Genomic DNA, 18,550 nt, shown 5'->3' on the forward strand with positions numbered 1-18,550 from the left:
TACCTGTAGAAAATTCGAGATGAGTTGATGAAAGTAAGTTTTGCTAGCTTGGGCTTAATTGGTGCAATTTTTCTATCTATGATTTGCAACAGTAGTGTTCAAGCGCAAGTCATACCTGATGGTACTCTCCATACCATTGTGACTGGCACAAACAGTTACACCATCACAGGAGGCACTGTTGTTGACAAGAATTTATTTCATAGCTTCAGCCAATTTTCTATTCCCAGCAACGGCTCTGCCACTTTCAACTATAGTGGCAATATCCAAAACATTTTTAGTCGCGTCACTGGTAATAGTGTTTCTGACATTGATGGTGCTATCAATGCTAATGCCAATCTATTTTTACTCAACCCAGCAGGAATTATTTTTGGCAAAAATGCCAGTTTAAATATTAATGGTTCCTTTGTAGCGACAACTGCAAATAGTATCAAGTTTGCTGATGGAACTGAATTTAGTGCAGTTAATCTGTCAACAAACACATTATTAACTGTGAGCGTCCCTGTTGGCTTGCAAATGGGTAATCATCCTGCACCAATACAAGTCCAAGGTACAGGACATACCTTAGAGCGGTTGAACACTTTTTCTCCTTTTATTCGCCATCCTAGCCCCACAAAATTACAAATACAGTCGGGAAAAACCCTGGCATTAGTGGGTGGAAATATCACTTTAAATGGCGCTACTCTGAGTGCCGAAACGGGTCAAATAGAACTAGGCAGCCTGGGGAGTGCCGGATTAGTTAATTTAGTGCCGACTACTCAAGGTTATAAATTGGAGTATGCGCCGGAACAAAGTTTTGCTGATATTCAATTGGTACAAAAATCATTATTAGATGTGAGTGGGTTTAATGCTGGTGGAGTTGAACTCCAAGGAAGAAATATAGATTTTACTGATGGTTCGTTGATTTTATCGCAGAATTATGGCAATTCTCCCGCCGGAGATATTAATTTACAAGCATCAGCCGCGATCGCACTTACTGGTACGACACCCGATGCTAAAATTCGCAGTTGGGTTCGTTCGGAAGCTTTGGGAACTGGAGCCAGTGCCAACATCAGCATTATTACTCCTCGTTTGACACTCAAAGAAGGTTCAGGAATTAATACTTTAACCTATGGAACTGCTAACAGTGGCAATCTTCAGATTAAAGCGGAAGATATAGAGTTATCAGGTTTTTCACCCCTGAATTCCACTGGAGTCACAGCTATTACCACTAGCACCAATGGACAAGGTGCAGCTGGTGATATCTTGATTGATGGGAAAAATTTACTAGTCTCTGGGGGAGCTTCATTATCATCGGTGACATTTAGCAAAGGCTCCAGTGGTCAGGTAATAGTCCGCAATCAAAATACAACGGTTATGGGCGAAAATCCTGCTGGGCTGTATAGCAACATTAGTATTACTAAATTTGCCGATGGAAATGCCAAAGATTTGAGATTAGATACTGGGAAATTGCAGATATTAAATGCTGGAAGCATAGGTTCATCTGCATTCTTTGTTGGTAATGGCGGCAATGTCCAAATCAATGCTAGTGAGGCGATCGCTATTAGTGGTAGCAGTAGTAACAATAACAGTAATATAAATTCTTCTACTGTGCGTTTAAGTCCGCAATTACGTCAATTCTTTGGTTTGCCAGATATACTGACGGCAAATTCTGGCAATGTAAGCATTACTACACCAAAACTCACACTCATAGATGGTGGAACAGTCACAGTTACTAATCAAGGTACTGGTAACGCTGGCAATCTGCAAATTATTGCCGAGCAAATTCAATTGAAAAATCAAGCTTTAATTCAAGCACAAACAGAATCAGGGAATGGTGGTGATATCAGCTTGCAAGTGGGAGATTTGTTGTTGATGCGCGATCGCAGTAAAATTACAACCACCGCAGGCAGTCAAGGTAATGGTGGTAACATTAACATCAATGCACCCATAATTTTCGGCTTAGAAAACAGCGATATCACAGCTAATGCTGTTCGGGGTAGAGGTGGCAATATCCAAATCACCACTCAGGGAATTATCGGTTTAGAATATCGTCCACAACTGACCCCAGAAAACGACATCACAGCTAGTTCAGAGTTTGGGGTGAATGGTACAGTGCAAGTCAATACTGTTGGTGTTGACCCAAATTCTGGCTTAGTCGCATTACCAGCAAATGTGACTGATCCATCTCAACAAATTGCTAAAGGTTGTGCAGACACTAATGGTAGTAGTTTTGTCGCCACAGGACGCGGTGGTGTACCAGAAAATCCCACTCAGGAAGTCAGAAGTGATCGACCTTGGTCTGATGTGCGAAACATATCTGCATTCCCGAAAAAACAACCAGTACAAGCGCAAATACTAAAAGACCCAGAAACTCTTGTGCAAGCAACTTCCTGGCATCGTAACGCCCAAGGCAAAATCGAATTAGTTGCATCTCCAACTTTAGGAACAACATCATTCACCTGTAATGGTTTGCCTCAAAGTTAAGCAGATATGACCAAGCCTCGTTGGGGCGGGGGGTATGGGGAATCAAGAAGATGTGGAATTCCTTGGGCAACTAAAGTTTAATTGTCTTAAACACTACACCCTACACCCCACAGCCCAGACCAGGTTTCAAGTTTTCTTCGTGACATTCGGTTTTAGATATATACTCTCTTACATCCTTCCTCAGATCACATAAATTAAATTCATCTCCGACGATAGATGTTTAACTAACTGTTAGCATATCTAACTAATTTTAGTTAATATTGAGTGTATGTTTTTCAAACATCTGTTAAACCTTAACTTCAGAGGCTCAGATCAATGCTGTCGCTAGTCAGTATGAGATATTTATGTCTTAATCTTCAGACTAGACCTTTAAATGCTCTTTTGCCTGTTATGCCCACAAAGTTGAGCAGAGGCATTATTTTGCTTAGTTTGATTGCTTTGTGTGGCTGTACGGCTACAGAAGCCCAATCCAATAACCGAAAAGGCAAAAATCAGCAACGTGCTGTACCTGTTGTAGTAGCGACAGCCACGCGTAAAACCATACCAATTGAGTTACGTCAGACAGGAACCGTAGTGGCGTATTCAACTGTAGGGGTAAAATCCCAAGTTGCCGGGCCACTGACAGGAGTTTATTTCCAAGAAGGGCAGAATGTTAAAAAAGGTCAACTACTCTTTAAAATAGACTCTAGACCGCAGCAAGCCGCTTTGATGCAAGCGCAAGCAAACCAACAAAAAGCACAAGCGCAAGTAAAACAAGCACAAGCTAACCTAGCTCAAACTCTAGCCCAAGTCAATCAAGCCAAAGCTAATCTCCTCAAAGACCAAACCCAAGCGAAAAACGCCCAAGCCCAAGCACAGCGATATGGTACGCTTTTCACTCAAGGAGCGATTAGCAAAGAGCAAGCAGAGCAGTACAGTACCGCATCTGAAGCCCAAAAAGCCACAGTTTTAGCAGATAACCAAAGTATAGCTAACACTATTGCCGCCGTTGATGCTGCCAAAGCAGACTTAAATAATGCCAAAGCCGAAGTTAGTGCCGCACAAGCCGCAGTTGACAGTGCGAACATTGCTCTATCTTATAATTCCATTTTTTCCCCAATTAACGGGCGTACAGGCAGCTTAAAGGTAAATCAGGGCAACTTGGTTAAAGATAATGATACCAATCCCCTAGTTACCATTAGCCAAATCAGCCCCATTTACGTGACAACTTCCTTACCTCAACGCCTACTGCCAGAACTTAACAAATATCACGCGCAGGGCAAAATAGAAGTAGATGCCTATATTCCCAGAGATGAACAGCGTCCCGAACATGGCGAACTTTTTTTCGTAGATAGTGGCGTAGATCCCACCACAGGAACTATTCAACTGAAAAGCACCTTTGCCAATGCCGATGGACGACTTTCTCCAGGTCAATTTGTCAATGTAGTTGTTCGGCTAACCCAAGAACCCAACGCCATAGTTGTACCCACCACAGCCATTCAAACAGGACAAAAAGGGCAATTTGTCTATGTAGTAAATCCCAGCGACCAAACTGTAGATATGCGTCCAGTTGTCGTAGGTAACGCAGTTGGCAATGAATCAGTCATTCAGCAAGGACTCAAAGAAGGCGAACAAGTCGTCACTGACGGACAATTTAACCTCAGACCAAAAGCCAAAGTGCAAATTAAACAGCCAGTAGGTAGTAGGCATAGATCAGGAGGCGTTAACCAAGAAAATCAAAACCCCTCACAGTAGCATTTGTCATTCGTCTTTGTACCTCTGCCCCCTGCCTCTCTCAAACTATGAATATCTCTGCATTATTCATCTGCCGACCAATCATGACCACACTCGTGATGCTTGCCATCATGTTGTTTGGTTTGATGAGCTATCAATTATTACCAGTAAGCGACTTACCGACCGTAGATTTCCCGACAATTCAAGTGTCGGCAAGTTTACCAGGAGCCAGCCCAGAAACAGTAGCATCATCGGTAGCTACGCCATTAGAACAGCAATTTTCGAGCATTGCTGGTTTGGATTCCATGAATTCTACAAGTTCTTTGGGTTCGGCACAGATTACACTGCAATTTAATTTGAGTCGAGATATAGATAGTGCGGCTCAAGATGTGCAATCTGCGATCGCCAAAGCACAACGGCAGTTACCGAGCAGTATGCCCAATCCACCATCATACCGCAAAGTTAACCCCGCCGATTCACCAATTTTATACATTGCTTTAAACTCTACAGCACTCCCATTGTCAGAAGTTGATAAGTATGGTGAAACAATCTTAGCCCAGCGTTTATCAATGGTTGATGGTGTGGCGCAGGTACAAGTATACGGTTCGCAAAAGTACGCTGTACGTATATATCTAGACCCGCAATCTTTGAGTGCTAAAGGTTTAGGCATCGATGAAGTCGCAAATGCAATTTCGCAAGGCAATTCTAATTTACCAACTGGCAACCTTTACGGACAAAACCAAAACTATACTATTGAATCAAATGGGCAATTAAATAATGCCGATGCTTACAGTTCTTTAGTAGTTGCTTATCGTAATGGTGCGCCAATTCAATTAAGAGAATTGGGTAAAGTATTTGACAGCGTAGAAAACGACAAAGTAGCAAGTTGGTTTAATGGTAAACGAGCCATTGTTTTAGCAATTCAACGCCAACCGGGAAGCAATACTGTAGCAGTTGTAGATGCTATTAAGAAAATATTGCCTAGCTTTAAAGAGCAAATTCCTGCGGCGGTAGATATGGAAATTCTCTATGACAGATCCCAATCTATCCGCGAGTCAGTTAATGATGTCAAATTTACCTTATTCCTCACCATTTGCTTGGTGATTTTAGTAATTTTTCTATTTTTACGGAACCTTTCAGCTACTATCATTCCCAGCTTGGCAGTACCTCTATCTTTAGTAGCAACCTTTGGCGTAATGCTATTACTGGGTTATTCTCTAGATAACCTTTCATTAATGGCACTTACCCTAGCCGTTGGCTTTGTGGTAGACGACGCAGTAGTGATGTTAGAAAACATTGTGCGTCACATGGAAATGGGCGAAAATCGGATGCAGGCTGCCCTCAACGGTTCCAAAGAAATTGGCTTCACCATTTTATCAATGACAATTTCCTTGGTAGCTGTATTCATTCCCATTATTTTTATGGGTGGGATTTTGGGCAGGCTATTTAGCGAGTTTGCTGTCACTATTAGTGTGGCAATTTTAGTATCTGGGTTTATTTCTCTGACATTAACGCCGATGCTTTGTAGTCGTTTTCTCCAGCATGAAGGAGAGCATCAGCATTCCCACAATGGACATTTTCATGAAGGCAATGGTTATGCCATATCTAACAATGGACATTTTCATCCAGATAATGGTCATGAAATAACCAATGATGGTAATGGACATCAAATAAATCAACCCAAAAAACAGAAAGCTAAAAATTGGCAACGTCGCCTTTACAACGCGTCAGAATGGGTATTTGATACCATGCTGCGGGGTTACGAAGCAACTCTCAAGCTATCAATGAAATATCACCGCACAACGATGATTCTTTCGGGAGTCATTTTAATTGCAACTATATATTTATTTGTTGTTGTTCCCAAAGGCTTCATTCCCAATGATGACACCGGACAGTTAAGCGTCAGCACAGAAGCCGCTCAAGATATTTCCTTTGATGAGATGGTCAAACATCAACAAGTAGTAGCCAATATTGTGCGTCGTAACCCCAATGTTGAATCAATTAACTCTAGTGTCGGTGCAGGGGGAGCCAATGCCACAGCTAACGCCGGCAGAATATTTGTTAAATTAAAACCCCATTCTCAACGCCACAAAAATGCAGATGAAGTAGCCGAAGAATTACGACCTAAATTAACTGGGATACCGGGAATTCGCGCATTTGTGCAGAACCCGCCATCTATCCGGCTTGGCGGACAACAAACAAAAGCATTGTATCAATTTGGACTTTCTAGCCCGAACTTACAAGAATTGTATCAATACGCGCCAGCCTTAGAAGCGAAAATGCGGCAAATGCCAGAATTGCAAGATGTTAATAGCGACTTGCAAATCAAAAATCCCCAAATCAACGTGCAAGTTGACCGCGAACAAGCTGCAACCTATGGATTAAGTGCCAATCAAATTGAAAGCACCTTAAATGATGCTTATGGTACTAGACAAGTTTCTACAATATATGCGTCTGATGGTCAGTATGAAGTGATTATGGGAGTAGATCCGCAATATCAACTCAGCCCGAATGACCTTGATTTGTTAACAGTTCGTTCTAATAGTGGTCAAGAAGTCCCATTAAATGCAGTTGCAACTTTAACCAAAGCCGTTGGGCCATTAACTGTTAACCATTCTGGACAACTTGCTGCTGTCACCATTTCTTTTAACCTCAAACCAGGAGTATCTCTTGGTAGCGTGACTGGCAATATTGAAAAACTAGCTCGTGAAACTTTACCTGCAACCATTAGCACCAGTTTCCAAGGTACAGCACAGGTGTTTCAATCTTCGCTTTCTAGTTTGGGAATTTTGCTAATAGTTGCAATTTTGGTCATTTACATTGTATTAGGGATTCTCTACGAAGATTTTATCCACCCCATTACCATTCTTTCTAGTTTACCTTCGGCAGGATTTGGGGCTTTGCTTACCTTAATGTTGTTTGGTGTTGATTTAAATATCTATGCGTTTGTCGGCATTATTATGCTAGTTGGGATCGTTAAGAAAAACGGCATTATGATGATTGACTTTGCAATGGAAGCTCAACAATATCATGGCAAAACGCCGTTTGCTGCCATTTATGAAGCTTGTGTCGTGCGGTTTCGCCCAATTATGATGACGACAATGGCGGCATTGATGGGTACTTTACCAATAGCATTAGGGTTAGGTGCAGGTGCAGAATCTCGCCGTCCTTTAGGTTTAGCTGTTGTAGGCGGATTATTATTTTCGCAACTGCTCACGCTTTATATTACTCCTGTTTTCTACACTTATATGGAATCGCTGCGTCAGGGGCTGAAGCGCAACAAGAGAAAGCCACAGAACAAGACCGAACAAAATCCAGAAAAGGTAGAAGTTTTGTAAGGTTTGCTAAATCAGAGCATTGGTTGATTGAGAAATGGGTGTAATACCAATTTCCTGTAAATACGAAATACATCCTTTGTAGAGACGTAGCATTGCTACGTCTGTAATTTATACCCCAATACGGTTGGGTTAAGACTAATACCGTTTCACTTTAAGTTTGATACAAATGGGTCGCAGGGGGCAGGGAGAAAGAATTAAAAACCAATGTATTTGTATCAGAATTTTCGTGAAATGGTATTAGGCGGGTTCCCCAACATAAAGCAACTGGCGTTTGAGGAACGAAACCCAACATCCTCAAAACTTTGTTGGGTTACGCTATCGCTCCACCCAACCTACTTTTATGCTGAATATCCCTTGCGAGTGTTTTTTGAGCGTTGTGGGGGTTTCTCACGGCGGCATAGATTTGGCAATTTTGCTCCCGCAGCAGGTGAATCACTGCTTGTCCGACATTTCCCGTTGCACCTGTAACTAAAATTTTCAGCATGATCAAATATGCAGCAAGGATGGCTATGGTTAAGATTACAGACTGCTCTTTGCTAGATACTTACGCATTTTATTGTGATATTTTGATATACTCTTCCGTGTTAACGCATTTTTGGAGTTTTGAAAGAGTCTAAACCAATATCATTTGTGTCTTGCTTGATCAAGCAAATAGTTGTACTTTAAAATGTGTCAACTAAAAAAGTCAGAGTAAAAAACTACAAACCACTTTTGAGCTTAATGTTTTACTCTTTGGAGTTTAAGCATTAGATGGTGTACTGAAGAATCTCGACTATTGGTTAGTAAATTGTAGAAGTTGTGAAAATTCTACTGGTAGAGGACGATTTACCAACGGCAACAGTACTGAGTGAGGTGCTTACTGCGGAGTACTATACAGTTGAATTGGCAAGGGATGGTCAAGATGGGTTAGCATTGGCAAGTTTATCTAGTTTTGACCTGATATTGTTAGATTTGCTGATTCCCAAACTAAATGGAATTGAACTTTGTCGGCAACTGCGCGCTCAGGGAATTCAAAAACCAATTCTCTTACTGACTGCCAAACATCAAAGTGCTGATGTGGTAAAAGGATTAGATGCAGGTGCAGATGACTATGTAACTAAACCTTACGATATTCCAGAGTTATTGGCACGGATACGTGCATTGCTACGCCGAGGGCAAACAAAATTAACACCTAGCTTATTGAGTTGGGAACATCTTTGTGTTGATACTATCTCCGCAGAAGTTACCTATCAAGGACAAGTTGTATCTTTAAGTCCTAAAGAGTATAGCTTGTTAGGCTTGTTTTTGCGCCATCCGCAGCGTGTTTTTAGTCGGAGTGAGATTATCGATCGCCTGTGGTCAATTGATGCTACACCTAGTGAAGGTGCAGTTACTAATTTAATTAAAGACTTGCGGCACAAGCTCAAGACGGTGGGAATGTCTACTGAGTTGCTAGAAACTGTGTATGGTTTAGGCTATCGGCTCAAGACACCCTCAAAAGCTCAAAATGTCCCACAATTTCCCCAACAAGAGCAACTCCAGCCCAGCAAACGCCAAAGAGCGATCGCAGCTATTCATAAAACTCTAGAACGCTACCAGCATACCTTTACACCCAGATTAACTATCCTAGAGCAAACTGCACAAGCTCTACACCAACAACAATTATCGTCAGAATTCAGGCGCAAAGCCGAGTTAGAAGCACATAAACTAGCAGGTACTTTAGGATCATTTGGCTACGTAGCCGGATCAAAATTAGCGCAAGCAATTGAACATTTACTCATCAAAAAGGAAGCCTTAACATCAAAAGATGCTTTGCAATTATCCCAGCTAGTCAAACAACTCAAACAATTACTGAGTCAATCGCCACAGCCTTTAAGTATTGAAAAATTTGAGTCAAGTCAGCTTCCTTTAGTCTTAGCTATCAATAATGAATCTTTTACTAATCAACTCAAAAATGAAGCTGCTAGTTGGAGTTTGCAAATAGAATTAGCGACTAACTGGGAAAGCGAATTAGAAAAGTTTTCTCAGCCGCCTCAAGCAATTTTATTCAATTTTAAAGAACAGAAATCGATTCAAAAGAGTTTAAATTTATTAAAAAAAATTAAACAACAGTTTCCCCATACGCCCATTGTGGTAGTAGCCGAGCAAGACAATTTCTCACAGCGAGTAGCTGTCGCGCGTTTGGGCGTGCAAGGATTTTTGACCCAGCCAACCACGATGGAAGTCTTTCAGGTAATTACTCACTTTTTACCTCCATCCCCAAAAAGTGCCGCCAAAGTTATGATTTTAGACGACGATCCGGTAATGTTGGATATGTTGAGCAATCTACTGCAACCTTGGGGATTGACCGTCAAAACCTTGCAAAACCCGCAAAAATTTTGGGAAGAGCTAATTTCTACTACCCCTGACTTATTAATGATTGATTTAGAAATGCCAACTTATAGCGGCATTGATTTATGTAGAGTAGTCAGGCAAGATCCGCATTGGGTAAATTTGCCGATTTTGGTAGTTACCGCTCATACAGATATTCAATCGATCCAGCAGGTATTTGCGGCCGGAGCGGATGATTTTATTAGTAAGCCTGTAGTGGGGACGGAGTTAATCACGCGTGTAATTAGCCGCCTCGATCGCGTGCGCGCACAACAAACACTGATAACCTAAAACTGGAGGATGCAACGTTGAAGCACTCCAAAATTTTTGGGAACCAGCAATTTAATCATCAGCATCTCAAAATTTCCTTAAGGCTCGTCCTCACCATTCCCTTTGTCTTGCTGACTGGAGGAACAACAAGTTTAGTCGGTTACATAACATTGCACAATTCTCAGCGTTCAGTCAATAGTTTGGCATATCAACTGATGAGTGAAATGAGCGATCGCATCTATTTATATCTCAGTAATTATTTAAAAACTCCAGACTTAATTAATCGTCTCAACGCCCAAGCTAGCGAACTCCAACAAATAGACATCAACAATCCTGAAAGTTTACAACGCTATTTTTTAGCGCAAATTCAAGAATTTGATTCCCAAAGAATACATTTTATTAATCCCCAAGGGGGGCTGGTGGGAGCAGGAAATGATGAACGGGGACTGAGCATTTCCATGACCAAGAATTTTGTCAAAGGAGAACTTTTTGTATATCACGTTGATAGCCAAGGAAAGCGGAAAAATATCTTAGTTCATCAGCCAAACTATGATGCTACACAACGACCTTTTTATCAACAAGCACTCTTAAAAGGTAAACCAACCTGGACACAAATTTATTTATATGTACCTGCTGCTAGAGGTTTAGGAATTGCCGCTAGCTATCCAATTTATAATCAAAAAAACCAACTTCAAGGAGTTTTTACTAGCGATATAGACTTATTAAGTATTAGCAATTTCCTCAAGCAATTACAAATCGGTCGTCACGGTCAAGTGTTTATTATGGAACGTTCGGGATTGATGGTTGCTTCTTCAACCCCAGAACCCCCTTTGCAGAAAAATACTGATGAAACGCAAAACCAACGGCTCCAGGTGATAGAAAGTAATGAACCTTTAATTCGCCAAGCAGGCCAGTATTTACTCTCGCACTTTGGTGACTTAAATAATATTAAAACCGCACAGCAACTTGACTTTGAGAATGAAGGTCACAAGCACTTCTTACTTGTTATCCCCTATCACGATCGCTTGGGGCTTGACTGGTTGATTGTCACAGTCGTGCCAGAATCTAATTTTATGGTAGAAATTGATGCCAATACTAGCCTGACCATAGTTTTTAGCCTAGGGGCTTTAGCTTGTGCGATCGCTTTAGGATTGTTGCTGACTAACTGTATTGTTCGACCCATACAACAATTAAGTCAAACTAGCTTGGCATTGGCAGATGGACAATGGCATCACACCCCAATCCAAAATAGTCTAATTGCTGAAATTCAAGTTTTGAAACACTCATTTGATTTGATGTCTCAGCAGTTAAAACAGTCTTATGAGTGCGTCAAAACTGCATTAGAACAATCGGAAGAACGTTTTACAAAAGTATTTCGGACTTGTCCCGAAGCGATGGGAATTTTTACCCTCGACGGGCAATGTCTAGATGTCAACGAGGCTTTTATCGATTTATATGGTTATTCTCGGGAAGAAATCATTGGTCAGACAGTGACCAAACTGAGATATTGGGTCAACCAAGAAGATAGACAACGTTATTTGCGAGATTTAGTCTCTGGTAAAAAAGTTCGCAACCAAGAATTTGCCGTGCTGCATAAAACAGGCAAAACTATGACTGTTCTTTGTTCTGCTGATATTATCGAGCTGCAAGGACAACCACATATTATTGCAGTCACCAAAAATATTAGCGATCGCAAACTAGCAGAATTAGAACTCCAACAGCAAAAAGACTTGCGAGAAAGCATTTATAACGAATCTGCGGATGCCCTGTTTTTAGTCAATCTGCAAACATTATTAATATTTGACTGTAATCATCGCGCCGTTGAACTATTTGAAGCAGACAGTAAAGCTGAATTAATTGGGATTTCTGGCCATACACTGCAACTACATCAATTTACTTCCGCCGAACTCCAACAAATCGGCTACCAAATGCAGCAAAATGGCTTTTGGATGCAGGAAATTCAATACTTAACTCGCAAAGGCAATGTATTTTGGGGTCATCTTGCTGCTAAAAATGTCGAAATTGCCAATCAAGTCATCCATTTAGTACGAGTAACAGATATCACAGAGCGTAAGCGCACCGAAGCCGCCTTACTACAAAGTGAAGCTCGCTTTCAAAAAATTGCCGCTGCTTCCCCCGCCCAAATTTACATTTTGGCCTATTATCCAGATACTAATGAAATGCGCTATGAATATATCAGTTCTGGCGTCAGAGAAATTCAAGAATTAGAACCCCAAGAGGTTTTAGCCAATCCGACACTGACTTATCAGCAAGTACATCCTAACGATTTAGCCCTCTACAATCAACTGACAAGTCGCAGCCTGAAAAACTTAGAACCCTTCGCCCACGAATGGCGAATTATGACTCCCTCGGGCAAGATTAAGTGGGTACGCGCCACCTCCCGCCCCGAACGTCGAGCTAATGGTGAAATTGCATGGTATGGAGTACTACTCGATATTACAGACCTAAAACAAGCAGAAGCCGCTTTGCGTGAAAGCGAAGAGCGATTTCGCCATGCTTTTTATGATGCTCCTATTGGTATGGCATTGTTGGGATTAGATCAACAATGGCTGCAAATCAATCCGATGCTCAGGGAAATTCTCGGTTATTCAGAATTAGAATTTTTCAATTTGAATGCTTTTGAGATTATTCAAAGAGAAGATGTTCAAGAGCTAAAAAATAGCATCACAGAAGTGGTGAGCGATGACAATCGACGCGTTCAAATTCAGCTGCGTTACTTGTGCAAAGGGGGACGCATTGTTTGGGGACTAACAAGTCTGTCGTTGGTGAAAGATTGCCAGCATCAACCTTTATATTATGTGCTGCAAATTCAAGATATCACCGAACAGCAAGCCATAGAGCAAATGAAAAACGAGTTCATTTCCATTGTCAGCCATGAACTGCGTACCCCACTCACCGCCATTCAAGGATTTTTAGGACTGCTAAATACTAATATTTACGACAACAGACCAGAAAAAGCCAAACGCATGATTCAACAAGCATTAACTAATAGCGATCGCCTCGTGCGTTTAGTCAATGATATTTTAGACTTAGAGCGATTGACTTCTGGAAGAATCGAACTAGTCAAAGAAGTTTGCCACGCTGCCGATTTAATGCAAAAAGCCGTAGAAGGTGTACAGTCCATTGCCATCACTGCGGCAATTAGTATTTCAATTACGCCAACCACCGCTTGTGTGTGGGCTTGTCCCGACTTAATCATCCAAACTTTAACCAATTTATTAAGTAACGCCATCAAGTTTTCACCGCGTTACTCAATGATTTCTCTGTCTGCGGCAATTCAAGGCGACTGGGTACTATTTCAAGTCCAAGACCAAGGTCGCGGTATTCCCGCCGATAAACTCGAAACCATCTTTGAAAGGTTTGGACAAGTAGATATTTCTGATGCTCGTGCCAAAGGAGGTACAGGCCTTGGGTTAGCCATTTGTCAAAATATCATTCAACAGCATGATGGTAGTATTTGGGCAGAAAGTACCCTTGGGGAAGGCAGCACCTTTTATTTCACTTTGCCCATGCCAGTAAAATAACTATGAGCAAATGTATCCTTGTCATTGATGACGAAGAATCGCTTCGAGACCTTGCTTGTACCTGCTTAGAGGATTTGGGCGGTTGGCAAGCAATATCAGCCCCATCAGGTCATGATGGACTTTTACAAGCTCAAACCGACGCTTGGGATTTAATTCTGCTGGATGTCTCAATGCCTGATATGGATGGCTTTCAATTTTATCAGCAAATCAAGGCTAACCCAAAGACAACAAATATTCCGATAATTTTGCTGACTGCCAAAGTCTTACCCGACGATCATAAGCGATTTGCTCAGTTGAATATAGCCGGAATTATCACTAAACCCTTTAATCCCCTAATGATTTGTGAGCAAATCGGCCAAATGCTTGACTGGGAATAGAAGGAGGTGGGAACTTTTGCGCATATGTTAAACTCAAAAGCCTGACCTTAATGGCCAGGCTTTTGAGAAGGCAGTGGGGATATATTCCCCGAAGTTTACATATATAGTTTCTGTATAAATCGCTGTACTGATAGGTAATACCACTACACTGAGTTGAATTCCGGAAAAGTAGAAAAGTTTTTTTGGGGAATTTTTTTATCCCCCGTTTGTGACGCTCACAAGCAAAAATTACTTAAAATCTCAAACCAACTCCTCCTTGCACAGCCACAGCTGCACCACCACCATCACGGTAGGCATCAAAGGCAATGATGGCGTTACCAAAAATTACAGTGTTGCTATTAGGAACAACGTAGTCAATTCCAGGTTGTAAAGCAAAACTAATTTTATTACCGACAGGAGAAGCATTATCAGCATTACCACCAGCTAAAACTAGGCCTGCGCCCAAATAAGCATCTGTTTGCCAGTTCAACGGCACATCGTAAGAAACAGTAGGCACAACAGCAGTATTACTACCAATCAATGCTTGGGCGCGAAAAGAAATTGGTGCTTCCAAAAGCTTATAGCGAAATGCTACAACACCACCCACTTGAATACCATCACTGAGTCCGACAGTTGGGCCGACACCAACATAGCTACCGTAGGCTACTTGAGCTTGTGCTGGTTGATAGCTCATAGTCAGGCTAATCACACTGGCTGCTATAACCGTTCCTAAATCAGGAAGATACCGCATTACCCGACTCCTCACACTGTAATTTTTGATGTTGTGATTTTTTATGCTGGGGAGTGATGTAATAATTTTATCTTTTCTCCCCATTTAAATTTTACGGGCAACGCGGGTGAATGCCACCTTGGGTACAAATGTAAGCTAGTTGTTTGGCATCTAAATTTTTTGCTTGGGAAAAATCAACGCCTTTGACTACCGCCGAAACTGTGCCAGTGTCGGGAGTTTGCACAAATTGATCTGCAGGATCTTGTTTGCTTGGTGCTAAAACTGCATCTTTAAAATCGGCTCCAGCGACGTTTGCGCCTCGTAAATCGGCAAAACTGAGATCAGAGTTGCGTAAGTCAGCGTTTTCTAACTGGGCTGAACGTAAAATAGCACCAGTTAAGCGTGTCGCGCTCAGATTAGCATTGCTGAGATTTGCTTGATCTAAATAGGCTCCAGATAAATCTGAAGCTTGCCAATCAGTTTTTGCTAGGTTAGCAAATGATAACTGTGTACCGATCGCAATTACTCGTCCTAGGCGCGCTGCATAGAGATTAGCTTCGTTTAATTTGGCATCACCTAAATCGGCTCCTGTTAAGCTGGCATTTTCTAAAACTGCTTCTCGTAAATCAGCCCCGACAAGTTGCGCGCTACTCAGGTTAGTCCCAATTAAACGAGCATTGTTTAAATTAGCCCGGTTGAGGGTAGCCCGGCTTAAATCCGCACCAGTCAGCGAGACGCGGCTTAAATTAGCATCGGTGAGATTAGCTTGTTGGAGTTGCGCTTGACTTAAATCAGCGATCGCATCATCATAAGTATCCCAGCGTTTATCTTCACCCACACTGCGAAAACGACTACCTTTGAAATTAGCTTGGTTCAAATTTGCTGACTTGAACTTAACTCCAGCCAAATCGATGTTGTCTAAAATCAAGTTAAAACTAGAAGACCCCGCAGTCTGGCTTTGGCTCAAATTAGTCCGATTCAAGTCAAGACCAACAACTTTGCCACTATAGACGCTCAAAATCTTATTGATAGTCTGCTGGTTGAGTTGTAACCGCTTTTGCCGTAATTCTCGGTCTTGAGGACTAGTTGCCGATTCTAATTCATTTGCCAGAAATTGATTTTTATTTTTCAATTCGGGAATGGCTGAAATCCCCACAGTTGTCAAAGCTTGTTGAATGGTATCTAAGAGGGCTGGATTAGTTTCATTCACCAGTAAATCCGACAAAAACTGAATAGACTGGGGATCATTCAAACCTCCCATTGCCAGAATTGTGCTTTGACGTTCTTCTACAGAAGCCCCAGAATTGGGACTTAATTGTTTTACCAGTTCCAAAAACTTTTGGCTGTTGATTTCTTTTGTTGTGCGTTGGCTTTGCTGGGTTTGAATATAGACTTGAGTACCAATTAAAGTAGCCAGCACCGCAGTCATACTGGCGAGGGTGACTATAAATAAAGTCAGATTTGAGTTTTGCCGCAGTCGTCGCCACAATGTGGGCAACTTAGTTTCGCTACCAGTTAGAGGTGCAGCAGTTTCGGATGCTGTTGTTTGGGCTTCAGGTTCATTGGTTTTGACTAATGCACCCCGCCCAATTGGGCGATTAGCATCAATCACATCTGTACCAGCTACCCAATCATGCAAAGCGCGGCGACCTTGACGCGATGGTAAAGCTAAACTTTCACCCAGCACCATCAACACTGCCAAGAAAGTAAACAAACTCAAGTTAGGATAGGCAAAGCTATACCGCCAGAGGATATAAGCAATAGATACTGGTACTGACCATCTGCCAATTCCCTCCCTAGCGATGACTGCGCCTAAACCAGGGGCTTTGCCTTGTTCGTTAACCACCCTGACACCAAACCAGCGTTTAGGTAAGGTAGTGCCAGTTTTAGCTAATAAATATAATTGCCACCATGACAAAGTTACAGGTGCAATTAAAGCTAACATCCATAAATAATTAGTTGGCCAAGCAACATTTGGAATGCCAAAGCTAACAGGTAAAGCCAAAGGTCTTGCGATCGCTCTTTCCGTAACCACTAGTATAGGATTGAGCGGTACGCGGTTGATATCACTTCTCGAATTGATATAAGTACCTAGTCCGTAGGGAAGCAAACTACTAGTAGCTAGCAGTGCTATTTCTGTCGCCCAAGCGGCAAAACGTCTAGTGACTAACGGTAGCGAGTTGGCTTTTGTCGGTGCTTTTGACTGACTTGGTTGACTATCATTACTCCTCACAATTGGGGTTGCCATTGAATAAAGTCCTTTAAGTTTATTTTTTTGCCATCACTGGCTTGGTTAATATAGAGCTACTGCTTATTGGAAAAGCTACCTGAGACAAAAAATTTGTATCCAAGATACACTAACCCTGCCAACACTGCCAGACTAATTGCAGAGGTAATCAGTTTTAGCACTGCTTGTAACACTGCCAAACCTAATAGCACTGTTACACCCACCGCTACTAGCTTGCCTGTCCCAGATAAATTTTTAAACCAGAGCTGCGATTTAGTAAAGTACACATTAAAGTCAAGTAAACTAAACTGAGATTGCTGATTTACTTGCTGTGTTCTGCCAGTTTCTTTTGTCTGAGAGTTAATTTCTGCTTCTAGCTTTTGCAGACGTTTCTGCAAGTCGTCTTCAGGGTGAGAATTCATAGGTTACTTTACCTCTGCTAAAACACTTGTTCAACAGCTGACCAATCACATCCGAATTTTTAGTGGTTGTGTTTGTGATTTTAACTAATGCTTTGTGGTGACGATAATTATCTTGGTAGGAAAATTCATCTTTTTTCCTGATTAACTCAGATGGTATCTATTTATCAGGTATTGCCGGAAGTTGTTGATATTTAAAACTGACCGCTAGTCAGCAAGAATTTTTGTTTTTTTTCAGGTGTGTTACTTCATCTATTTTTCATATTTAACAGATTTTCAGATAAAATTTTATACGATAATTTGAGGAACACTGAGGTATTACTATCGTCTGTATAATTCAGATTATTTATATCAAAAATCGCTCTCCAAATAACTGGGAGCATTATATTAGTATGAAACAGCTAAGGCTATTGAAAGTTGCGCTCACAACTTTTTTACTGAGTACGGTTTTTATCCAACCTAACTTGGCAGAAGTACCATCAGTTGCTATTTCAGCAAAACTGACCTCAGATCCACTAGTTTTAAATGGTAAATCTGGAGGGACTGTTCAGAGCAATTGTGGTAATGTCTCTAGTACGCCTAATCAAATTATTCAAGTTAAAGAGTCACTACCTTATTTACGTTTATCTGTTGATAGCCCTGGTCAACCAACGCTACTAATTGATGGCCCTGGGGGTCGTTTTTGTGTATTGGCAGATAATTACTCTGGTAGCAAACCTGAATTATCAGGTTATTGGCAAGTCGGCACTTATTCAATATATATTGGTGAGCTATCCCAACAACAATATAATTACACTCTCTCCATTTCCCAACAAAAAAAGCCTAGTACAACAAGGTAAAAGTAAAAAGTGAGCCAGTGCGGTGGACGGGTTCCTCGGCCTAAAGGCTACGGTGTACACACAAATATTCGTGTAGTGTATCTGTCCCGCCTCGGAATCAATTCCGAGTCTCATAGCACAAGTCATCTGAAGATGACTCAACTAAAAATGTATTCCAGTCCACAAAGCGTGGACTTTGGCTATGAGCCTGGAACTTCAGTTCTAGGCGGGATGCGTTTCATACTGCCTATTTTCGACTTGTGTGTACACCGTAGGGCATAAAGGAGACAGTGCCGTGGGCGGGTCTCCCGACTTGAGGCAA

11 protein-coding genes are annotated in these 18,550 nt (G+C 41.6%); 7 read left to right on the top strand and 4 right to left on the bottom strand.

What is annotated here, in order from left to right; genetic code table 11:
• Positions 1 to 27: 27 nt before the first annotated feature.
• The 3 genes from H6G69_RS19055 (at position 28) to H6G69_RS19065 (ending at position 7,514) form a co-directional block, all read left to right on the top strand.
• Positions 28 to 2,463, top strand: a complete 2,436-nt coding sequence (locus H6G69_RS19055; RefSeq protein WP_190690705.1) for an S-layer family protein — start codon at positions 28 to 30, stop codon at positions 2,461 to 2,463.
• A 420-nt stretch (positions 2,464 to 2,883) separates the two neighbouring features.
• Positions 2,884 to 4,197 carry an efflux RND transporter periplasmic adaptor subunit gene (locus H6G69_RS19060; protein WP_242072112.1) on the top strand — a complete coding sequence of 438 codons (1,314 nt, stop codon included), beginning with the start codon at positions 2,884 to 2,886 and terminating at the stop codon, positions 4,195 to 4,197.
• A gap of 47 nt (positions 4,198 to 4,244) precedes the next feature.
• A complete protein-coding gene (locus tag H6G69_RS19065) occupies positions 4,245 to 7,514 on the top strand; it encodes an efflux RND transporter permease subunit (RefSeq protein ID WP_190690709.1) in 3,270 nt (1,089 codons plus the stop codon).
• A 310-nt stretch (positions 7,515 to 7,824) separates the two neighbouring features.
• Here H6G69_RS19065 and H6G69_RS19070 read toward each other — a convergent pair whose 3' ends face one another.
• Entirely contained in the window at positions 7,825 to 7,998 is a 174-nt protein-coding gene (locus H6G69_RS19070; RefSeq protein ID WP_190690711.1) for an NmrA family NAD(P)-binding protein, read from the bottom strand.
• A 314-nt stretch (positions 7,999 to 8,312) separates the two neighbouring features.
• Between H6G69_RS19070 and H6G69_RS19075 the strand changes: the two genes are divergently transcribed.
• Genes H6G69_RS19075 through H6G69_RS19085 form a run of 3 tightly spaced genes read left to right on the top strand, consistent with a single transcriptional unit; the run spans position 8,313 to position 14,055 of the window.
• Positions 8,313 to 10,154, top strand: coding sequence for a response regulator (locus tag H6G69_RS19075; RefSeq protein ID WP_190690713.1), 1,842 nt, complete (start codon positions 8,313 to 8,315; stop codon positions 10,152 to 10,154).
• 17 nt (positions 10,155 to 10,171) lie between these two features.
• Positions 10,172 to 13,678: a PAS domain S-box protein gene (locus H6G69_RS19080; RefSeq protein ID WP_190690715.1), complete on the top strand. Its 3,507-nt coding sequence runs from the start codon at positions 10,172 to 10,174 to the stop codon at positions 13,676 to 13,678.
• 2 nt (positions 13,679 to 13,680) lie between these two features.
• Positions 13,681 to 14,055: a response regulator gene (locus H6G69_RS19085; RefSeq protein WP_190690717.1), complete on the top strand. Its 375-nt coding sequence runs from the start codon at positions 13,681 to 13,683 to the stop codon at positions 14,053 to 14,055.
• 232 nt (positions 14,056 to 14,287) lie between these two features.
• Here H6G69_RS19085 and H6G69_RS19090 read toward each other — a convergent pair whose 3' ends face one another.
• From H6G69_RS19090 to H6G69_RS19100, 3 genes are all read right to left on the bottom strand, one after another.
• Positions 14,288 to 14,785 (bottom strand): hypothetical protein, encoded by a 498-nt coding sequence (locus H6G69_RS19090; protein WP_190690718.1) that lies wholly within the window; start codon positions 14,783 to 14,785, stop codon positions 14,288 to 14,290.
• A 91-nt stretch (positions 14,786 to 14,876) separates the two neighbouring features.
• Positions 14,877 to 17,012: a pentapeptide repeat-containing protein gene (locus tag H6G69_RS19095; protein WP_190690720.1), complete on the bottom strand. Its 2,136-nt coding sequence runs from the start codon at positions 17,010 to 17,012 to the stop codon at positions 14,877 to 14,879.
• A gap of 56 nt (positions 17,013 to 17,068) precedes the next feature.
• A complete protein-coding gene (locus H6G69_RS19100) occupies positions 17,069 to 17,413 on the bottom strand; it encodes a hypothetical protein (RefSeq protein WP_190690722.1) in 345 nt (114 codons plus the stop codon).
• Between the two features lie 389 nt (positions 17,414 to 17,802).
• Between H6G69_RS19100 and H6G69_RS19105 the strand changes: the two genes are divergently transcribed.
• A complete protein-coding gene (locus H6G69_RS19105) occupies positions 17,803 to 18,249 on the top strand; it encodes a hypothetical protein (protein ID WP_190690724.1) in 447 nt (148 codons plus the stop codon).
• The last annotated feature ends 301 nt before the right edge of the window (positions 18,250 to 18,550 follow it).

The organism is Nostoc sp. FACHB-110 (assembly GCF_014697425.1).
In the GTDB taxonomy this organism is placed as follows: domain Bacteria; phylum Cyanobacteriota; class Cyanobacteriia; order Cyanobacteriales; family Nostocaceae; genus Nostoc_B.

Excerpts from the sequence above, each read along its gene's own strand:
- H6G69_RS19105 (WP_190690724.1), top strand. The coding sequence starts at position 17,803 with ATGAAACAGCTAAGGCTATTGAAAGTTGCGCTCACAACTTTTTTACTG.
- H6G69_RS19085 (WP_190690717.1), top strand. The coding sequence starts at position 13,681 with ATGAGCAAATGTATCCTTGTCATTGATGACGAAGAATCGCTTCGAGAC.
- H6G69_RS19100 (WP_190690722.1), bottom strand. The coding sequence starts at position 17,413 with ATGAATTCTCACCCTGAAGACGACTTGCAGAAACGTCTGCAAAAGCTA.
- H6G69_RS19070 (WP_190690711.1), bottom strand. The coding sequence starts at position 7,998 with ATGCTGAAAATTTTAGTTACAGGTGCAACGGGAAATGTCGGACAAGCA.
- H6G69_RS19090 (WP_190690718.1), bottom strand. The coding sequence starts at position 14,785 with ATGCGGTATCTTCCTGATTTAGGAACGGTTATAGCAGCCAGTGTGATT.
- H6G69_RS19055 (WP_190690705.1), top strand. The coding sequence starts at position 28 with ATGAAAGTAAGTTTTGCTAGCTTGGGCTTAATTGGTGCAATTTTTCTA.
- H6G69_RS19095 (WP_190690720.1), bottom strand. The coding sequence starts at position 17,012 with ATGGCAACCCCAATTGTGAGGAGTAATGATAGTCAACCAAGTCAGTCA.
- H6G69_RS19065 (WP_190690709.1), top strand. The coding sequence starts at position 4,245 with ATGAATATCTCTGCATTATTCATCTGCCGACCAATCATGACCACACTC.